Source organism: Companilactobacillus sp. RD055328 (assembly GCF_022835675.1).
GTDB lineage: Bacteria > Bacillota > Bacilli > Lactobacillales > Lactobacillaceae > BQUT01.
Map to the genome: position 1 here is coordinate 557,011 of NZ_BQUT01000005.1, position 18,507 is coordinate 575,517.

16 protein-coding genes are annotated in these 18,507 nt (G+C 34.6%); all 16 read right to left on the reverse strand.

What is annotated here, in order from left to right:
• Nucleotides 1–76: 76 nt before the first annotated feature.
• The 16 genes from uvrA to RD055328_RS05105 all read right to left on the reverse strand — a co-directional run bounded on the left by uvrA (nucleotide 77) and on the right by RD055328_RS05105 (nucleotide 18,499).
• Complete coding sequence (gene uvrA, locus RD055328_RS05030; protein WP_244087708.1) at nucleotides 77–2,923, reverse strand: excinuclease ABC subunit UvrA; 2,847 nt, start codon at nucleotides 2,921–2,923, stop codon at nucleotides 77–79.
• 3 nt (nucleotides 2,924–2,926) lie between these two features.
• Nucleotides 2,927–4,930 carry an excinuclease ABC subunit UvrB gene (gene uvrB, locus RD055328_RS05035; RefSeq protein ID WP_244087709.1) on the reverse strand — a complete coding sequence of 668 codons (2,004 nt, stop codon included), beginning with the start codon at nucleotides 4,928–4,930 and terminating at the stop codon, nucleotides 2,927–2,929.
• A 105-nt stretch (nucleotides 4,931–5,035) separates the two neighbouring features.
• Nucleotides 5,036–6,757, reverse strand: a complete 1,722-nt coding sequence (locus RD055328_RS05040) for a phospho-sugar mutase (protein WP_244087710.1) — start codon at nucleotides 6,755–6,757, stop codon at nucleotides 5,036–5,038.
• 131 nt (nucleotides 6,758–6,888) lie between these two features.
• Nucleotides 6,889–7,812 (reverse strand): thioredoxin-disulfide reductase, encoded by a 924-nt coding sequence (gene trxB / locus RD055328_RS05045; protein WP_244087711.1) that lies wholly within the window; start codon nucleotides 7,810–7,812, stop codon nucleotides 6,889–6,891.
• Between the two features lie 79 nt (nucleotides 7,813–7,891).
• A complete protein-coding gene (locus tag RD055328_RS05050; RefSeq protein ID WP_279593986.1) occupies nucleotides 7,892–8,908 on the reverse strand; it encodes an NAD(P)H-dependent glycerol-3-phosphate dehydrogenase in 1,017 nt (338 codons plus the stop codon).
• Nucleotides 8,909–8,916: 8 nt separating this feature from the next.
• Nucleotides 8,917–9,726: a prolipoprotein diacylglyceryl transferase gene (gene lgt, locus RD055328_RS05055; protein WP_244087713.1), complete on the reverse strand. Its 810-nt coding sequence runs from the start codon at nucleotides 9,724–9,726 to the stop codon at nucleotides 8,917–8,919.
• Nucleotides 9,726–10,670: an HPr(Ser) kinase/phosphatase gene (gene hprK / locus RD055328_RS05060; RefSeq protein WP_244087714.1), complete on the reverse strand. Its 945-nt coding sequence runs from the start codon at nucleotides 10,668–10,670 to the stop codon at nucleotides 9,726–9,728. The genes lgt and hprK overlap by 1 nt, the downstream gene beginning before the upstream one ends.
• Before the next feature lie 86 nt (nucleotides 10,671–10,756).
• Complete coding sequence (locus RD055328_RS05065; RefSeq protein WP_244087715.1) at nucleotides 10,757–11,107, reverse strand: phage holin family protein; 351 nt, start codon at nucleotides 11,105–11,107, stop codon at nucleotides 10,757–10,759.
• 71 nt (nucleotides 11,108–11,178) lie between these two features.
• Nucleotides 11,179–11,832, reverse strand: a complete 654-nt coding sequence (phoU, locus tag RD055328_RS05070) for a phosphate signaling complex protein PhoU (RefSeq protein WP_244088146.1) — start codon at nucleotides 11,830–11,832, stop codon at nucleotides 11,179–11,181.
• A 21-nt stretch (nucleotides 11,833–11,853) separates the two neighbouring features.
• Nucleotides 11,854–12,615 carry a phosphate ABC transporter ATP-binding protein PstB gene (gene pstB / locus RD055328_RS05075; RefSeq protein ID WP_244087716.1) on the reverse strand — a complete coding sequence of 254 codons (762 nt, stop codon included), beginning with the start codon at nucleotides 12,613–12,615 and terminating at the stop codon, nucleotides 11,854–11,856.
• Nucleotides 12,616–12,623: 8 nt separating this feature from the next.
• Nucleotides 12,624–13,424: a phosphate ABC transporter ATP-binding protein PstB gene (pstB, locus tag RD055328_RS05080; RefSeq protein ID WP_244087717.1), complete on the reverse strand. Its 801-nt coding sequence runs from the start codon at nucleotides 13,422–13,424 to the stop codon at nucleotides 12,624–12,626.
• A complete protein-coding gene (gene pstA / locus RD055328_RS05085; protein ID WP_244087718.1) occupies nucleotides 13,424–14,314 on the reverse strand; it encodes a phosphate ABC transporter permease PstA in 891 nt (296 codons plus the stop codon). The genes pstB (RD055328_RS05080) and pstA overlap by 1 nt, the downstream gene beginning before the upstream one ends.
• Nucleotides 14,314–15,231 (reverse strand): phosphate ABC transporter permease subunit PstC, encoded by a 918-nt coding sequence (gene pstC / locus RD055328_RS05090; protein ID WP_244087719.1) that lies wholly within the window; start codon nucleotides 15,229–15,231, stop codon nucleotides 14,314–14,316. The genes pstA and pstC overlap by 1 nt, the downstream gene beginning before the upstream one ends.
• Before the next feature lie 5 nt (nucleotides 15,232–15,236).
• Nucleotides 15,237–16,094, reverse strand: a complete 858-nt coding sequence (locus tag RD055328_RS05095; RefSeq protein ID WP_244087720.1) for a phosphate ABC transporter substrate-binding protein — start codon at nucleotides 16,092–16,094, stop codon at nucleotides 15,237–15,239.
• A gap of 91 nt (nucleotides 16,095–16,185) precedes the next feature.
• Nucleotides 16,186–17,844 carry a cell wall metabolism sensor histidine kinase WalK gene (locus RD055328_RS05100; RefSeq protein WP_244087721.1) on the reverse strand — a complete coding sequence of 553 codons (1,659 nt, stop codon included), beginning with the start codon at nucleotides 17,842–17,844 and terminating at the stop codon, nucleotides 16,186–16,188.
• Nucleotide 17,845: 1 nt separating this feature from the next.
• Nucleotides 17,846–18,499 carry a response regulator transcription factor gene (locus tag RD055328_RS05105; protein ID WP_244087722.1) on the reverse strand — a complete coding sequence of 218 codons (654 nt, stop codon included), beginning with the start codon at nucleotides 18,497–18,499 and terminating at the stop codon, nucleotides 17,846–17,848.
• Nucleotides 18,500–18,507: the final 8 nt, after the last annotated feature.

Genomic DNA, 18,507 nt, shown 5'->3' on the forward strand with positions numbered 1-18,507 from the left:
ACTCTCTTTTTATACTTCATCTATTATAACATTCCTGGTGTTTCATTTCTTGGATAAAAGAAAAAGGATGATTACATCATCCTTTTTTTGTTAATTTCTTATCACGTTCCATTACTGGTTTTAAATATTGACCAGTATATGACTCTTTAACTTCAGCAATTTTTTCCGGAGTTCCTGTAGCGATAACTTGTCCGCCACCTTCTCCACCTTCAGGGCCTAAATCGATAATCCAGTCGGCTGATTTAATAACATCTAAGTTATGTTCAATAACAACAACCGTGTTACCTTCATCAACTAATCTTTGAAGAACCACTAACAAGCGACCAATATCATCAGTATGTAGTCCAGTTGTTGGTTCATCTAGAATATATAAGTTCTTTCCACGTGAACTCTTATATAGTTCGGAAGCAAGTTTCATACGTTGTGCTTCTCCACCAGATAGAGTTGTAGCAGATTGTCCCAAGCTCACATATCCCAAACCAACATCAACAATGGTTGCTAACTTACGATGAATCTTTGGAATGTTTTCAAAGAATTCTAATGCATCTGAAATTGTAAGATCAAGAATTTCGGCAATGTTTTTGCCTTTATATGTAACTTCTAGTGTTTCCGAATTATATCTTGTACCGTGGCAGATTTCACATGGCACATAAACATCTGGCAAGAAGTTCATTTCGATTTTGATAATTCCGTCACCTTTACAAGCTTCACATCGACCGCCTTTGACATTAAAGGAGAATCTTCCTTTTTTGTAACCTCTAAGCTTAGCTTCATTAGTTTGAGCAAAAAGATCACGTACATCATCAAAGACACTTGTATAAGTGGCAGGATTACTTCTTGGAGTACGTCCAATTGGACTTTGATCAATATTAATTAATTTATCAATATTCTCATAACCAGAAATACTCTTATATTTACCAGGTTTTCTGGAATTATTATTTAATTTTTGTGCCAATGCTCGTTGAAGTATCATATTTACTAACGTTGACTTACCAGAACCTGATACACCAGTAACAGCTGTGAATTTACCTAGTGGGAATTCAGCTTTTATATTTTTTAAGTTGTTTTCTGAGGCTCCGGTAATTCTAACTTTATCACCAGTTCCTTTACGTCGCTTTTCTGGAACTGGTATGAATTTTTTGCCAGATAGATATTGACCAGTTAGCGAATTCTTATTCTTCTTCACTTCTGACGGAGTTCCGGCAGCCATAATTTCACCACCAAGGTTCCCAGCGCCTGGTCCAACATCAATTAGATAATCTGCAGCATTCATCGTATCTTCATCATGTTCAACAACTACTAGTGTATTACCTAAATCGCGCATTTTTTTCAACGAAGTTATTAGTCGATCATTATCACGTTGATGCAACCCAATTGACGGTTCATCAAGAATATATAAAACTCCTGATAGGTTAGAACCAATTTGTGTTGCTAACCGAATACGCTGTGCTTCTCCACCAGATAACGTTCCTGCCGATCGTGATAGATTCAAATATTCCAAACCAACATTTTGTAAGAAAGCTAGTCGATCTGTAACTTCTTTTAAGATAGGTTTTGCTATAACAGTATTTTGTTCTGATAAATGAACATCATTAAAGAACTTCAAACTATCTTTAATTGGCAAATCAGAAGCTTCTGCAATATCTGAATCTTCAATTTTTACGGCTAAGGCTTTTTCATTTAGTCGTTTACCATGACAAGTCTGACAAACAAGTTCAGTCATGTATTTCTTCATTGTTTCTCTAGTGAATTCACTATTTGTTTCTTTATAACGTCGTTCAATATTAGGAATAATTCCTTCAAACTCGACTTCCACATCACGAACACCACCGAAGTCATTTTCGTAGTGGAAGTGGAATTGTTTACCATCAGAACCGTAAAGTATAGTTTCTTGTTGCTTCTTAGGTAATTTATTGAATGGCTTATCCATATAAATCTTGAATTCTGCAGCCGCTTGTTCTAGCATCTGTGGATAATAATTTGAGCTGATTGGATTCCAAGGAGCAATAGCCCCTTGGCGCAATGTTAGAGTTGGATCTGGAATAACTAAGTCTATATCCACTTCTAAACGCATACCAAGACCATCACAATCAGAACATGCTCCAAAAGGTGCATTAAATGAAAATAGTCTAGGTTCTAATTCACCAACTGTAAAACCACAGATTGGGCAGGCATAATGTTCAGAAAAAATCATTGGCTCTTGTCCAATAACATCAATAGTGACATAGCCACCTGATAATCGAAGGGCTGCTTCCATTGAATCAAATAAACGTGATCTCACGTCGTCTTTGATCACAATTCTATCAACCACAACATCAATATCGTGTTTCTTATTCTTATCCAATTCAATGTCAGAATTAACTTCCATTACTTCACCGTCAACTCTAATACGCACGTAACCTTGCTTTTGAATTTGTTCAAAAGCTTTTTTATGTTGACCTTTTTTACCGCGAACAACAGGTGACATTATTTGAAGTTTAGTTTTTTCATCTAATGCAAGTACCGTATCAACCATCTGTTCAACAGATTGGCTAGTAATCACTGTCCCATCATTCGGACAGATAGGTGTACCCACGCGAGCCCAAAGTAACCGTAAGTAATCATTAATTTCTGTGATTGTACCTACAGTTGAACGTGGATTTTTAGATGTTGTTTTTTGGTCAATTGAAATAGCTGGACTCAATCCTTCAATTGAATCTACATCTGGTTTATCCATTTGACCTAAGAATTGACGTGCATAAGCTGACAAACTCTCAACATAGCGTCTTTGCCCCTCGGCATATAAAGTATCAAAAGCAAGTGAACTTTTACCTGAGCCAGACAAACCAGTCATAACAACTAACTTATCACGTGGAATTGTCACATCAATATCTTTTAAATTATGAGCTCTAGCTCCTTTAATAACTATTTTGTCATTTGCCATTTATTAAATATCCGCCTTTAATTCTAAAATCGTGTCTCTCAAGTTAGCAGCAGCTTCGAAATCAAGTTTTTTAGCTGCATTCTCCATTTGTATATTCAATTGTTCAACCAATTCAAGTTTTTCTTGTTTGGACATGTTTTCAAAGTCTAAATCGTCTTCAACTATCTGTTCACCAGTAACGTTTTCAACTTTGGTAATAGCTGATATAGCGTCACGAATTGGTTTAATAATCGTAGTTGGCGTAATTCCATGATCTTCATTATATTTAGTCTGCACATTTCGACGGTGTTGCGTTTTGTCCATAGCTCCTTGCATAGAGTCAGTTATTCTATCAGCATACATAATAACTTCACCGTGCTCATTACGTGCAGCTCGTCCAACAATTTGAATTAATGATCGTTCAGCTCGCAAGAAACCTTCTTTATCAGCATCTAAAATTGCAATTAACGAAACCTCTGGAACGTCAATCCCTTCACGAAGTAAGTTAATACCAATTAAGACATCGAATTTTCCTAATCGTAAATCACGAATAATCTGTGTACGTTCCAGTGTCTTAATGTCACTATGTAAGTACTTAACTTTAATTCCCATATCTTTGAAATAATCCGTTAAGTCTTCGGCCATCTTCTTAGTTAAAGTTGTGACGAATACTCGTTCATTTTTTTCAACTCGAGTATTAATTTCACCAACCAAGTCATCAATCTGCCCCATAATTGGACGTACTTCAATCTTAGGATCTAAAAGCCCAGTTGGTCGAATAATTTGTTCAACAACTTCTGGCACTCGTTCTAATTCATAAGGTCCGGGAGTTGCTGAAACATAAAGAATTTGATTAACATGTTCTTCAAACTCTTCTAGCCTTAATGGTCGGTTGTCTAAAGCGCTTGGTAAACGGAACCCATAATCTACAAGCATTTGTTTACGTGCGCGATCTCCGTTATACATCCCTCTAATTTGTGGCATAGTAACGTGAGATTCATCAATCATGATATTAAAATCATCAGGGAAGAAATCGAGTAATGTATAAGGAGGTTCACCCTCACTACGTCCTTCCATATGGCGAGAATAATTCTCAATCCCACTGGTATAACCCATTTCCTTCATCATTTCGATATCATAATTTGTTCTTTGTTCTAATCGTTGTGCCTCTAATAACTTACCTTCTTGATTAAGTTCTGCTAGGCGAGTTTTTAATTCTCCTTTGATACGTTCAATGGCTTTAGCCATTTGTTCATCATTTGTCATAAAGTGAGTAGCAGGGAAAATTGATATTTGTTCTAACTCACCAATAATTTCACCCGTTAAAGGATCCATTTGTGTGATTTTATCTACTTCATCACCAAAGAATTCAACACGTAACGCCGAATCATCTCTAGAAGCCGGGAAAATATCAATTACATCACCACGAACACGGAATCGTCCACGTTGAAAATCAATATCGTTTCGTTCAAATTGGTTATTTACTAGTTCGGTCATCAAACGATTACGACCAATTTCTTGACCAACACGAATTGAAAGAACATTTTCACGATACTCACTAGGATCACCCAGTCCAAAAATACTAGACACCGAAGCCACCACAACAACATCATTACGTGACAAAAGAGAGCTTGTTGCCGAATGACGTAACTTATCGATTTCATCATTAATACTTGAGTCTTTTTCAATGTAAGTATCACTTGATGGCACATATGCTTCAGGTTGATAGTAATCATAGTAACTGACGAAATATTCAACAGCATTCTCAGGGAAAAACTCTTTAAACTCACCATATAATTGGCCAGCTAAAGTCTTGTTATGTGAAATAATTAATGTAGGCTTATTAAGATTTTGAATGACATTAGCCATTGTAAAAGTCTTACCAGTACCAGTAGCACCTTCTAAAACTTGTTCTTTTTTACCAGTTTCAAAACCGTCAGTTATCTTGTCAATCGCTTGTCCTTGATCTCCAGCAGGCTTGTACTTTGATACTAATTTGAACTTATGGTTTGCTTCATAATCTAACATTAGTTCCCCCCTTATGATTAAATTTATGTACAAAAAAATGTTGAAATAATTTCTTATGAAATCACCTCAACATTTTACCACTACGAACATATTTTCGCCATTAATTTACTTTGTCCAATTACCAATCTCTTTGACATATTCTGCCAACTTATTACTACTTGCTTCTTCACTACTATCAGTAACTCCGATATAGAATTTAATCTTAGGTTCTGTACCTGAAGGTCGAATTGCAATCCAAGTTTCATCATCAAGAATATATTTCAAAACATCAGCTTGTGGTAATTCAATCTCTTCTTCACCACTCTCAGTTTTAGCGATTCTTGTTTGATAATCCATAGTTTTAACAACTTTATGCCCCGCAATTTCAGAGAATCCTTTTTCACGGAAATTAGTCATCAAGTCAGCCATAATCTTCTTACCATCAACACCTTCAAATTCTTCAGAAAGAGTTTTTTCTTGGTAATAGCCATACTTGTTGTATAAGTCTAACAATCCATCATACATTGTTTTGCCTTGAGATTTATAAAAGGCAGAGACTTCTGCTAACAATAATGATGCTTGCATAGCGTCCTTGTCACGGACAAATCCCTTAACTAAGTAACCGTAACTTTCTTCAAAACCAAATAGGAATTCATGTGAATTAGTATCTTCAAAATCTTGAATCATTTCAGCAATGTACTTGAATCCTGTTAGGACATCAAACATTTCTAACCCATAACTCTTAACAATCTTAGTTGCTAATTCAGTTGAAACAATTGATTTAATAACTGCACCGTTTTCAGGAAGTTTGTTGTTTTCTTTCATTGAATGCAAGATATATTCAATTAAGACACTGGCAATTTGGTTACCAGTCATCAATTGATAGTCACCACTTGGCAAACGCACGGCAGCTCCTAGGCGGTCAGCATCAGGATCAGTTGCAATTAGGACGTCTGCATTTTCGTCTTTACCTTGAGCGATTGCCATATCAAATGCTTGAGTAAATTCAGGATTTGGGAATGGCACTGTGGCAAATTCTGGATCTAAAATAGCTTGTTTATCAACCATTGAAATCTCATTGAATCCTTGATTAGCAAACATTCTTGGTGCTATCACTTTACCTGTTCCGTGAAGTGGTGAATATACTAATCTCAAGTCAGAACCTTCTTGATCAACTAAATTTTGATCAACCGTAACAGTTGCTAAATTCTTAAGATAAATTTGGTCAATATCTTCACCTATTAGTGTAACCAGACCAGATTCACGTAGTTCTTCAATGTCCTTAACTTCAATTGCAAATAAGTCAGAATTCTTACGAACATAATCAGTAATAATATCTGATTCTTTTGGTGGCATTTGTCCACCATCTTCACCGTAAATTTTGAATCCGTTATATTGTTTTGGATTGTGGCTAGCAGTAATCATAATACCTGCATAAGCATTCAATTCACGAACTGCAAATGACAATTCTGGTGTTGGTCGTAAACTATCAAATAGGAATGATTTAATTCCGTGTGCTCCAAGAACTTTTGCTGACTCAACAGCAAATAATTGTGAGTTATAGCGTGAATCAAAACTAATTGCCACTCCGCGACTCTTAGTATCTTCATCAAGTGTATCCATTAAGCCTGCAAGACCTGATGCAGCCTGGCGGACAGTATAAATGTTCATAGCATTAATACCAGGGCCCATTAAGCCACGCATACCCGCTGTTCCAAATTCCATTGGCGCGTAAAAAGCTTCTTCAGCTTTTTTGTCATCTTTTTTTAATTCATTTAATTTAAATTTTAAGTCTAAATCGAGATTAGGGTACTCTTCCCAAATTTTTAAGTTATCTTCCCAGCTCATAATAGCCTCCAATTGTTGTTCTTAACTCTTATATATTACCGTATTATAAGAAAAAACTCGAATTATCTTTAAAAATACGTAAGGAATACCCTATAAAAAAAGTACTTCTGATAACTCAGAAGTACTTTAGATTAGTCTGTTAATGTTTGAATATAATTGAATGCTTCTTGTCCAGCAATACCACCATCACCAACAGCAGTAGTGATTTGACGTAATTCTTTCTTACGAACATCCCCAATTGCATAAACACCAGGAATATTTGTTTCCATTTTAATGTTAGTATCAATCCAACCTTCATCATCAAGAATTCCCAAGTCTTTAAATGGCTCTGTCAGTGGTTGAATACCAACATAAATGAAAGCTCCCGCAGCAGGTATCACATGTTCTTCACCGGTATTTTTATCGCGATATTTCAATCCGGTAACTTCGTTTCCGTCACCCATAATTTCTTCGGTTTGAGCATCCCAAACGAATTTGATTTTATCATTTTTAAATGCACGGTCTTGTAATATCTTTTGCGCACGTAATTGATCACGTCTGTGTACAATAGTAACTGATTTAGCCATTTGTGTTAGATATACACCTTCTTCAACGGCAGAATCTCCACCACCAACAACTACTACATCTTGGTCTTTAAAGAACGCCCCATCACAAACCGCACAGTAAGATACTCCACGTCCAGAATATTCATCTTCACCGTGGACTCCAATTTTCTTATACTCTGAACCAGTAGCGATAATTACTACATGTGCTTCATAAGTATCTTCATCAGTTTTCACAATACGCTTGTCGCCATCTACTTCAATAGAAGCTACAGATCCGTATAAGAATTCTGCACCAAAGCGAGTTGATGAAGAAAACATCTTTTCACTTAGTTCTGGTCCCATAATCGAATCAAAACCAGGATAGTTTTCAACTTCAGCAGTATTATTCATTTGACCACCATAAATTCCACGGTCCAAGATTCCTACTGATAAGTTAGCTCTAGAAGCATATAGCGCAGCTGTCAATCCACCAGGACCTGCACCGATAACCATTACATCGAATTTTTTCATGTTTAGTAATCCCCAGTTCTTTACATATTTACAATTCATTATCCTAAACAACTTTTATCAAATTGTCCAAGAATCTGTCTTACTCCATTTCAGAGCGTCCAGAACGACCCATTAATTTCTTAATCACATCGTCTACTTGCATATTTCCGTAGACTACTTGATAAATTGCATTAGTAATTGGCATATCCACATTTTGTTTCTCAGCTAATTCAAAAGCTGCCTTACATGTAGCAACCCCTTCAACGACCATTCCCATATTCTCTAAAATGTCGTTAACTTTTTCACCTTTACCCAAGGCGTTACCGAAGCGCCAATTTCTTGAATTAACACTAGTACAAGTAACTATTAAATCTCCAACACCTGATAACCCACTGAAGGTAAGAGGATTAGCACCCATTGCTATTCCCAAACGAGTAATTTCTGCTAAACCTCGTGTTATAAGTGCAGCTTTAGTGTTATCACCATATCCTAAACCATGTAAAGTACCCGCTCCAATCGCTATAACGTTCTTAAGCGCTGCACCCATTTCTACACCAATCACGTCTTCATTTGTATAAAGACGGAAATAATCATTCATGAATACTTGTTGAACATACTCAGCTTTGTCAACTTGAGTAGATGCGGCTGCTAACGTTGTAATATCTTTATTTGCCACATCTTCAGCATGACTAGGTCCAGATAAAACAACAATCCCACTGCGATTTTCTTCCGGAACCACTTCTGCCAATACTTCAGAAATACGTTCGTATGTCCCTTGTTCTAGCCCTTTAGATGCAGTAACTAGAATTGGACTAGCATTAGTTTCATTCAAGATAACTGCTAATTTCTTAGCAACTTCTCTTATTACCTGTGTAGGTATAACAAATAATACAATATCAACATCCTTAACTGCTTCTTTTAGGTCAGTAGTGGCTGTTAATTTTTCATTGATTGAAAATTCTGGTAGGTAGTGTTTATTTGTATGTTCATTATTAATTTCATCAACACATTGTTGATTATTTCCATATAATTTAACCTCGTGGTTATTTCCAACTAATAAGTTAGCTAAAATTGTACCCCAAGATCCGGCTCCTAATACGGCTACTTTTGCCATGATAATATCTCCTATTTAAGATTATATAGTGGTAATTTTTGTGTGCGATGACGATAAATCATAATTCCTATTGCACCAAAGAATAGAACAACTGATAACAATTGTGAGACTCTAAAGACTCCAAATATGTATAAGCTATCAGTACGCATTCCTTCTATGAAGAATCTTCCGAAAGCATACCAAGTAACGTAGCTTAAAATAATGTCACCTTGTTTAAACAATCCACGTTGACGAATTATTAATATAATAACTAGTCCTATTAAATTCCAAACTGATTCATACAAGAATGTTGGTTGGCGATACTGCCCACTAATTAACATCTGATTAATCACAAAATCAGGTAAATGCAGACTGATTAAAAAATGATGTGAAGTTACTGCACCAAAAGCTTCTTGATTCATGAAGTTACCCCAGCGACCGATAATTTGACCGAGCATCACTGAAGGTGCCGCAATATCCAGCATTTTCCAAGGTGAAATTTGATTACGACGACAGAATATTATTACTACAGCTAAAGCTGCTAATAATCCTCCGTATATAGCAATTCCACCATGCCATATTTTAATTATTTCTTCTGGATGACTCAAATAAAATGGAAGTTCAAACAAGACATAGTATAATCTTGCTCCGATTAGTGCAAATGGTGCTATCCAAAGTACCATATCAATTATTTTTTCGGAATCAATATTTTGTTTTTGTGCTTCATTCATTGCCCACATTACACCTAAAAAAGCCCCGGTGGCAATTATTAATCCATACCAATGAATTTGTAATCCACCAAAGCTAAAAGCAATTGGGTTCAAGGTTAATAGTTCTTGCATTAGTTCTCTTCTTTTTCTGAGTTTTCTTGAATTAATTTATTCAAGTTAGCTTCAAATGTCTTAGTTGCATCAAAACCCATTTTACGTGAGCGGAAATTCATGGCAGCAACTTCAATAATAATTGCTAAGTTACGTCCTACTTTGACAGGTACTGTGATTTTGGCTACATTTACATCAAAAATTGATTGTTTTTGTTCGCCAGATCCTAGTCGATCATAGTTACCTTCTTTATTCCACTGTTCGAGATTAACCACTAGTTCTATTTGTACGTGACTACGAACTGCTCCTGCACCGTATAGATTCATCACGTCAACAATTCCCACACCACGGATTTCTAGCAGATGGTTCAAAATCTTAGGTGCTTCACCAATCACTGTCTTTTCATCTTGTTGATATACTTCAACTCGATCATCCGCAATTAATCGATGTCCTTTTTGGATTAATTCTAATGCAGTTTCACTCTTACCAACTCCTGAATCTCCAGTAATCAAAACTCCAATACCATAAATATCCACCAATACTCCGTGCATACTTTGACGTTGAGCTAATTCTTGGTCTAAATACTCGGTAATTAAACTAGAAAGTCTTGTTGTTGGTAATGTCGATTGAATAATCGGAATTCCTTTATTATTCGAAGCCTCAATTAATTCAGGAGTTGCATCAAGTTCTCTAGCAATCAAAAACATTGGTGTATCTTCATGAGCTAACTTCTTAAATATGTCTTTTTTTGTATCTGAACTTAATTCTTGAATATAAGCAACTTCGGTTTGACCTAATAGTTGAATTCGTTCTGATGGATAATAATCAAAATAACCAGTTAGTTCTATTCCAGGACGTGAAATATCACTTACTGTAACGAATTTTGAACTTAAAAATTCTTCGCCAGAGATAACTTTTAAATCATTATCTTCAACTAATTGTCTTACGCTGACTTGATTCTCCATTACATCCACCACCATTTATTTTATTAGTAATAGTTTATCATTTAAGACACTTATTATACATATAAAAAAATCGACCTTTCGGTCGATTATTTATGTGAATTAACATAATTATTAATTATTGAATTAGCAATAGAAAGGATAATCGCTACTAAAATCGCACTACCAAAACTATTGAATCTAAATGCATCATGCATAATTGAAGATGTTAATTCTAAAATTATGGCATTGATAACAAATGAGAATAATCCAAATGTCAAAAATGTTATGGGAAACGATATTAAATGTAATATTGGTTTGATTGTTAGATTCAATAATACTAATACAAAACTAGCTATCAGAGCGGTCATAACACTATCCATACTAAAATACTGTGGAAGTGCTTGATTAATCGCCATGAAAAGCAAAGTATAAATTAAAGTTTTAGAAATAATTCTCATTAATGCGTCTTGCTCCTTAGATAAATTAAGTACTCATATTGTATCCATATTTGATACAATGTCAAAATTTATTAATCGAGCTCAACAACATGTCCTGTTTTTAAGTAGACAACCCACTCACAGATATTAGTTGCATAATCACCAATTCGTTCTAGATAACTGGCAACTAACATATATGATGTTCCACCAATGATGGTTTCAGAATTTTCTTTCATCTTAATAATACATAAATCACTGATTTTACGAGCGAATTCATCAATCACATCGTCTTCTTTAGCAATTGCCTCAGCTCTCTCACTATCTTCTTTCAGATAGGCATCCAATGTGTTTTCAACGATTTGTCTAGCACTGTCACCCATCTTAGCAATCAATTCTTCGGCTTCTGGAATACGTTCTTTTCCTTTAACCTCAATTGTTGCATTAGCGATACTAACCGCATGATCACCCATACGCTCAAGATCGGAACTAGCTTTTAATACTGTAACAATCATTCGTAAGTCAGTTGTTACTGGTTGTTGCAAAGCAATCAGCTCAAATGAACTTTTTTCTAAGTCAGTTTCACGTCTATTAATACGTTTGTCTTCTTCAATTACTTCTCTTGCTAATTCTTTATCATGATTAACGAATGCTTTTACTGATTTTAAAATTGATTCGTTGACCATCATTCCCATCTCCGAAAAGCGAAGATGTAAATTGTGTAATTCTTCTTCAAAAGCACTTCTCATTGCCATCTTAATTCTCCCTCACTATCCAAATTTACCTGAAATGTAATCTTCCGTCTGTTGATTCTTAGGATCTAAGAAAATATTCTTTGTCTTATCAACTTCTATTAATTCCCCATTCAAAAAGAAAGCTGTTCGATCAGATATTCTTGAAGCTTGTTGCATATTATGTGTAACCGTAACGATTGTATAATCTTGTTTCAATTCCATCATCATGTTCTCAATCTTCGCTGAAGAAACAGGATCTAAGGCACTGGTTGGTTCATCCATTAATATTATATCAGGTTTAACTGCAAGCACACGAGCAATACATACTCGTTGCTGTTGCCCTCCTGATAATGCTAATGCTGACTCGTTAAGTTTATCCTTAACATCGTCCCAAACAGCTGCTGCTTTGAGACTTTTTTCAACTGCTTGATCTAAAACTGCACGATCTTTGATACCTGCAAGTCGCAATCCAAACACAACATTCTCATAGATAGAAAATGGAAATGGATTTGGCTGTTGAAAAACCATTCCTACTTTTTTTCTTAGTTCAACTGTATCTGTATTTGGCGCATATATGTTTTGCTCATTTACTTTAACATTACCAGTAATGGTTACTCCTGGTATTAAGTCATTCATGCGATTAAGTGTACGCAAGAACGTTGACTTACCACATCCTGAAGGACCAATTAGAGCAGTAATTTCATTCTCATAACAATCTAGTGTGATTCCCTTTAAGGCTTCTTTTTGTCCATAGAATAAGTGAACATCACTCGCCGACAAAGCTGCTTTTTTTGTCATATTATCTCCTAGCCAAAATGTCCTGATACATAATCTTCAGTTAACTTCATTCTCGGTCTTGTAAATATTTTTCTTGTTTCATTAAACTCAATAACTTCTCCCATATTGAAAAAGGCAGTATAGTCACTAATTCGTGCCGCTTGTTGCATATTATGCGTAACAATAATAATTGTGAAATCTTTTTTCAAATTCATCATTGTTTCTTCAACTTTTTGAGTTGAAATTGGATCTAATGCACTTGCTGGCTCATCCATCAACAGTATATCTGGTTTCATAGCAATTGCTCTGGCAATACATAAACGTTGTTGTTGTCCTCCGGATAATGCTAACGCACTCTTATGCAAATCATCTTTAACTTGATTCCATAACGATGCTTGTTTGAGTGTTGTTTCAACAATCTCATCCAATTTTTTCTTATCATGTTCACCATGTTGTTCTAGAGCAAATGTGATGTTTTCATAGATAGATTTTGAAAAAGGATTTGGTCTTTGAAAAACCATTCCAACATGTTTTCTCATTTCATAAACATCAACAGCATCACTATTTATGTCTAAATCACGATACATAATTTCACCTTCAACTCTAGCAGAGCTAACCGTATCGTTCATTCGATTAAGTGATCTTAAGAATGTTGATTTACCAGAACCTGAAGCGCCAATTAGTGATGTTATTTTGTAACGTTCAAATTGTAAAGATGCACTATGCAATGCTTCATGATCACCATAAAAAACTTTTAGGTCTTCAGTTGTCATTGCCATTTCATGTTCTTTTTCATCAAAATGTTTTATAAAACTTGTATTCTCTGCCATTATTTATCACCTGTCATTTTGCTATAAATACGGTTACCAATGAATCTAGCCAATAAGTTGAAAATTAAAACAGCTAAAATCAAGACCGCAGATGCTCCTGCTGAAACAGCAACCACATCAGGAATCAAACCTTCTGAATTAACTTTCCAAATATGAACAGCTAATGTTTCCGCTGGTCGCATTAAGTTTAATGGACTCGTAATACTCATTGGATTGAAGTTCGTAAAATCAACTGGTGGTGCACTTTGTCCCGCTGTGTAAATAAGAGCAGCGGCTTCCCCAAACACACGTCCAGCACTAAGGATTAGCCCCGTAATAATTGCTGGTAACGCTTCTGGAATAATAACATGGGTAACTGTTTCAAACTTTGACAATCCTAACGCTAATCCTGCTTCTCGTTGTGAACTAGAGATTGAATTTAGCGAGTCTTCAATACTTCTAATCAATAGTGGAAGATTAAACACTGTCAAAGTCAAAGCTCCTGAAAGAATTGAGAATCCAATATCAAAATTAATAACAAAGATTAAAAATCCGAAAAGTCCAACAACAATTGAAGGTAATGAACTTAAGATCTCAATAGCTGTTCGAATAAAATTAGCAACTCGTCCATTAGAACTATATTCTGACAAATAAATTGCAGTCCCTGTGGCTATTGGAATAGATATTATCATTGATAATACTAATAAAAAGATTGAGTTAAATAGCTGAATTCCAATCCCACCACCTGCAGAGAAACTTTCAGCTCTGCTAGTTAAGAAATGCCAATTCACATACTGTAAGCCTTGTCCCAAAATATAGAACAATAATCCTGCTAAAATCAGTACGATAAATCCGGCCATCGCATAAATAATTACTGTTGCGATCTTATCAATTATCTTTGGCTTCGACATTATAGCGTTCCTTTCTTAGCAATAAATTTAACTAAGCTATTGAATAATAATGACATCAATAACAATAGTAAAGCTAGTGACCATAGGGCATTATTTGATGTTGTTCCCATAACAGTGTTTCCCATATTCATAGTTAGAACACTTGTTAATGTTGAAGCTGGAGAAATTAAATTCTGTGGCAATAACATGGCGTTTCCTATAACCATTTGTACAGCTAAAGCTTCACCAAAAGCACGTGCCATTCCAAAAACAACAGCAGTAAATAATCCTGGCGCTCCGGCTTTTAAAACTACACGAGAAATTGTTTGCCAGCGTGTTGCCCCAACAGCTAAAGCTGCTTCACGATAATGTCTAGGTACAGCTTTTAGCGCATCTATACTCATTGAAGTTATTGTTGGCAAAATCATTACAAACAAAACAAAAGTTCCGGCTAAAATTCCAAATCCACTACCACCAAACATTTTACGAACTAGTGGTACAACTACGGATACACCGATGAACCCATAAACAACTGAAGGAATTCCTACCAATAATTCGATTACCGGTTGTAAGACTTTGTTACCTAATTTAGGTGAAATTTCTGTCATAAATATTGCGGCTGCAACTGCAAATGGTGTCGCAATTATTGTTGCTAAAAATGTAACTCCAAATGATCCCACAATCATTGGTAAAGCGCCCAATAATGGTCGTCCTTGACTGTCTGTCTTATCTGCTGACCATACTGAGTGTGTCAAGAAATCAAAAATGTTAACTTTATCTACCACAAAGATTGCGATTCCTTTTGATGCGATAAATCCAATCAGTGAAATAACCAGAACTACAATAATGGTAGTACAAAACATTGAAATAATTTTTCCATTCATTTCACGTTTTGATGATTTTGATTTAACTGTTAATTTTGCTTTTATATTATCCACAATTATTACCTCTTAATTGGTGTAACGTGTCCATTAATATCTTTTTGATACTTCATATCTTTCATTGGAATATATTTCATCTTCTTAACTATGTCATTTTGAACTTCATCAGACAGTATGTATTTCACAAAATCTTTAGTTAATTTATTAGCATTTTTTTGTGTATACATATGTTCATAAGCCCAAATCTTCCAATCATTGTTAATGATATTTTTAGGAGTGGCTGCCTTATGATCAATTGTTAATGCTTTTGCATCACTATTTAAATAAGGTAGTGCCACATAACTAATTGAACCTGGTGTGTTTGAAATAATTTGTCTAACCATTCCACTTGAATCTTGTTCTTGAGAACTCTTTGTTTCTATATTATTCATAACTGAGTTCTCAAATACTGATCTAGTACCACTTCCATTAGCACGATTAACAACTGTAATAGCTAAATCAGGCCCACCTACTTCTTTCCAATTAGTGATTTCTCCAGAGAATATTTTTCGTAATTGGCTTAATGACAAATTATCAACATTTAATTCTTTGTTTACAATCGGAACAATTCCAACAACACAGATTTGATATCCTACTAGTTTGTCTGCATCAATTCCTTTTTTTTGTTCCGCAAACAAATCTGAGTTTCCGATATCAACTGCTCCAGATTGTATTTGACTGAGCCCTGTACCAGTTCCTCCACCTTGAACATTGATATATGAATCCTTATTCAATTCAGAATATTTCTCGCCAGCAGCTTCAGTAAGTGGCTGCACAGCAGAAGACCCAACAGCAGTAATCGTTTCTTCTTTACTGTTACCACAACCGGTTAAGATTATTAAACTTACAAAACTAATTACTAACAACCATGTTTTTTTCAAGATAATACCCCTTATCTTTTTTATCTAACATGGTTATCTTAAAATACGAATGTAAAATTTGTGTAAAAAAAAAGACAATAATTGTCTTTTTTTATAATGGAATATTAATTTTGAATTTAGTACCTACTGCTAATTGACTATCAACCGTTATATTACCGTTCAAGTTATTGACAGCATTGGCAACAATTGATAATCCTAATCCTGTACCTTCTATTTCTTGTGAATGTGATTTATCAACTCGATAAAATCTTTCGAAAATTCGATCAATATTTTCTTCTGAAATACCAATACCTGTATCTTCAATTGTTATATTCAAAGTGTTTTTTACTTCATCATGATTAATTACTAAATCAACTTTTCCATTTTCTTTGTTATAAATAACAGAATTAGTTAATAAGTTATCAATGATTTCTTCAATCATCATTTTTGAACTAGTAATCACTTCTGTTCCAGATATTTTTGTGTTTAACTGAATATTTTTGTCGCTAATAATTTGACTCAAGCTATTCTTGGCATCATCAACAATATCCTTTAAGTTGATATCATCTTCGAATTCGTTATCGTCATCAATCTGTGAAAGCTCTAGAATATCTTGTACTAAAGAATTAAGTCGTTTACTTTCTTTATTAATAATAGTTAAGAACTTGTCTAAATCTTCGGGATTGTCTTTAGCCCCATTGATTAATGTCTCCGTGAAACCATTAATTGCAGTAATTGGTGTTTTTAGCTCATGACTAACATTCCCTACAAAGTCCATCTGCATTTGTTCAACTTGTTTGATTTCAGTTAAATCATACAAAATAACAATTACTTGTCGTTCCATATCTTCATTCGAGTGTGAAATTCGAACAACATTTGCATCTACGAAACGATTAGAATTTCCGATAAGATGTAAGCTTTTATGATAATTCTTATTTTTTCGTAAGGTATGTTCAATCATTCGACTTAATGAATAAGTCTTAATATCATCAATATATGGATGTTCATCATCACTTATATTCTGGCCTAAAATAACAGACATAGTTTGATTATGAACTAAGACATTACCTTGTTCATCTAATAGCATTACACCTACCGGCAAATGACCCACTAGTCCTTTGAATCGGCGACTCAATAAGTGGTTATGCCTGTCTTTTTCAGACACAATCTTGTTTAATTTCTGTACACCTAGTACTAAAGGTGTAAATGAATCGTTATTTTGAACAATCATTGGTGTGATTTCATCACCCGCACCAATTTTTTTAATATTCTCTGTTATTAATGCAATCTCATAATCTCTACGACGACCAGCAAGGTAAATTAGGCGAACAATAATTATAGCTAACAATAAATAAATTACTGATAATAAGCTAAAATAAGCCCAATGATGATTCCATAATCTTTGCGAATGATGATGCAATATTAAATATTCATCGTCATTTATTTGTTTTGCCTTATAATAATCTCTTCCCATTAAGCTTGAAGTCTTTGTTATTTCGCCGTCAGGTTTGATTATCTTACGATCCCATAAATCATTTAACTTATTATTGTCAGAGCTAGTATTGAATTTTGAAACTTGCATCCCATTTTTTTGTAATAATGTTTTTCTTACTTCTTTATCACTATTACGCAAATCGGCATATGATTCACTAGCTATATCAAAATGATTACTTTGGCTGCTATCAAGAGCAATATCAGATGCTTTAACTATACATAAATAGATAAATACCGCGAAAAAAATTGAAATAATCAGTCTTCTTTTACTTTTCATATTATTCCTCCAACTTATACCCAAATCCACGTACCGTAACTAGATATTGGGGATTTTTAGGGTCTTCTTCAATTTTTTCTCTTAGATGACGTATCTGCATGTCAACTACCCTACCTGAATTATCATCTAGCGGCCAGACATTGTCCATAATTTGCTCCCGACTCAAAACCTGTTGACGATTATGGATAAAATAATTTAACAATTCATTTTCTTTTTTTGTTAACTCTTTTTCTTCGCCATTAGGAAGTTGTACTTTATTCCCAACAACTTCGAACATACTCTTCGTGACAATATCACTTTTTCTACGTACTAATGCTCCTACACGAGCAATGATTTCTTCCGGACTAAATGGTTTAACAACATAATCGTCAGCTCCGGAATTCAATCCTTTAATGACATCCTGCTTTGTACCTAACGCTGTTAGCATTAAAATAGCTATTTCATTATCTAGCTTACGAATTTTTTTAGCTAAAGTAATTCCATCTATTTTTGGTAACATCAAATCAAGAATAACAACATCAAAATGTTCTTCTTGGTATTTAGCAAAAGCATCTTGCCCATTATGAACAACAACTGTCTCATATTCTGCTTGTTGCAGATTATATTCAAGCAGTGTTGCTATTGAAATTTCATCATCAACAATAAGTATTTTCATAATTACTC

Excerpts from the sequence above, each read along its gene's own strand:
- trxB (WP_244087711.1), bottom strand. The coding sequence starts at position 7,812 with ATGAAAAAATTCGATGTAATGGTTATCGGTGCAGGTCCTGGTGGATTG.
- pstB (WP_244087717.1), bottom strand. The coding sequence starts at position 13,424 with ATGGCAGAGAATACAAGTTTTATAAAACATTTTGATGAAAAAGAACAT.
- phoU (WP_244088146.1), bottom strand. The coding sequence starts at position 11,832 with ATGAGAAGTGCTTTTGAAGAAGAATTACACAATTTACATCTTCGCTTT.
- hprK (WP_244087714.1), bottom strand. The coding sequence starts at position 10,670 with ATGGAGAATCAAGTCAGCGTAAGACAATTAGTTGAAGATAATGATTTA.
- pstA (WP_244087718.1), bottom strand. The coding sequence starts at position 14,314 with ATGTCGAAGCCAAAGATAATTGATAAGATCGCAACAGTAATTATTTAT.
- uvrB (WP_244087709.1), bottom strand. The coding sequence starts at position 4,930 with ATGTTAGATTATGAAGCAAACCATAAGTTCAAATTAGTATCAAAGTAC.
- RD055328_RS05105 (WP_244087722.1), bottom strand. The coding sequence starts at position 18,499 with ATGAAAATACTTATTGTTGATGATGAAATTTCAATAGCAACACTGCTT.
- RD055328_RS05040 (WP_244087710.1), bottom strand. The coding sequence starts at position 6,757 with ATGAGCTGGGAAGATAACTTAAAAATTTGGGAAGAGTACCCTAATCTC.
- RD055328_RS05065 (WP_244087715.1), bottom strand. The coding sequence starts at position 11,107 with ATGAGAATTATTTCTAAAACTTTAATTTATACTTTGCTTTTCATGGCG.
- lgt (WP_244087713.1), bottom strand. The coding sequence starts at position 9,726 with ATGCAAGAACTATTAACCTTGAACCCAATTGCTTTTAGCTTTGGTGGA.
- RD055328_RS05100 (WP_244087721.1), bottom strand. The coding sequence starts at position 17,844 with ATGAAAAGTAAAAGAAGACTGATTATTTCAATTTTTTTCGCGGTATTT.
- pstB (WP_244087716.1), bottom strand. The coding sequence starts at position 12,615 with ATGACAAAAAAAGCAGCTTTGTCGGCGAGTGATGTTCACTTATTCTAT.
- uvrA (WP_244087708.1), bottom strand. The coding sequence starts at position 2,923 with ATGGCAAATGACAAAATAGTTATTAAAGGAGCTAGAGCTCATAATTTA.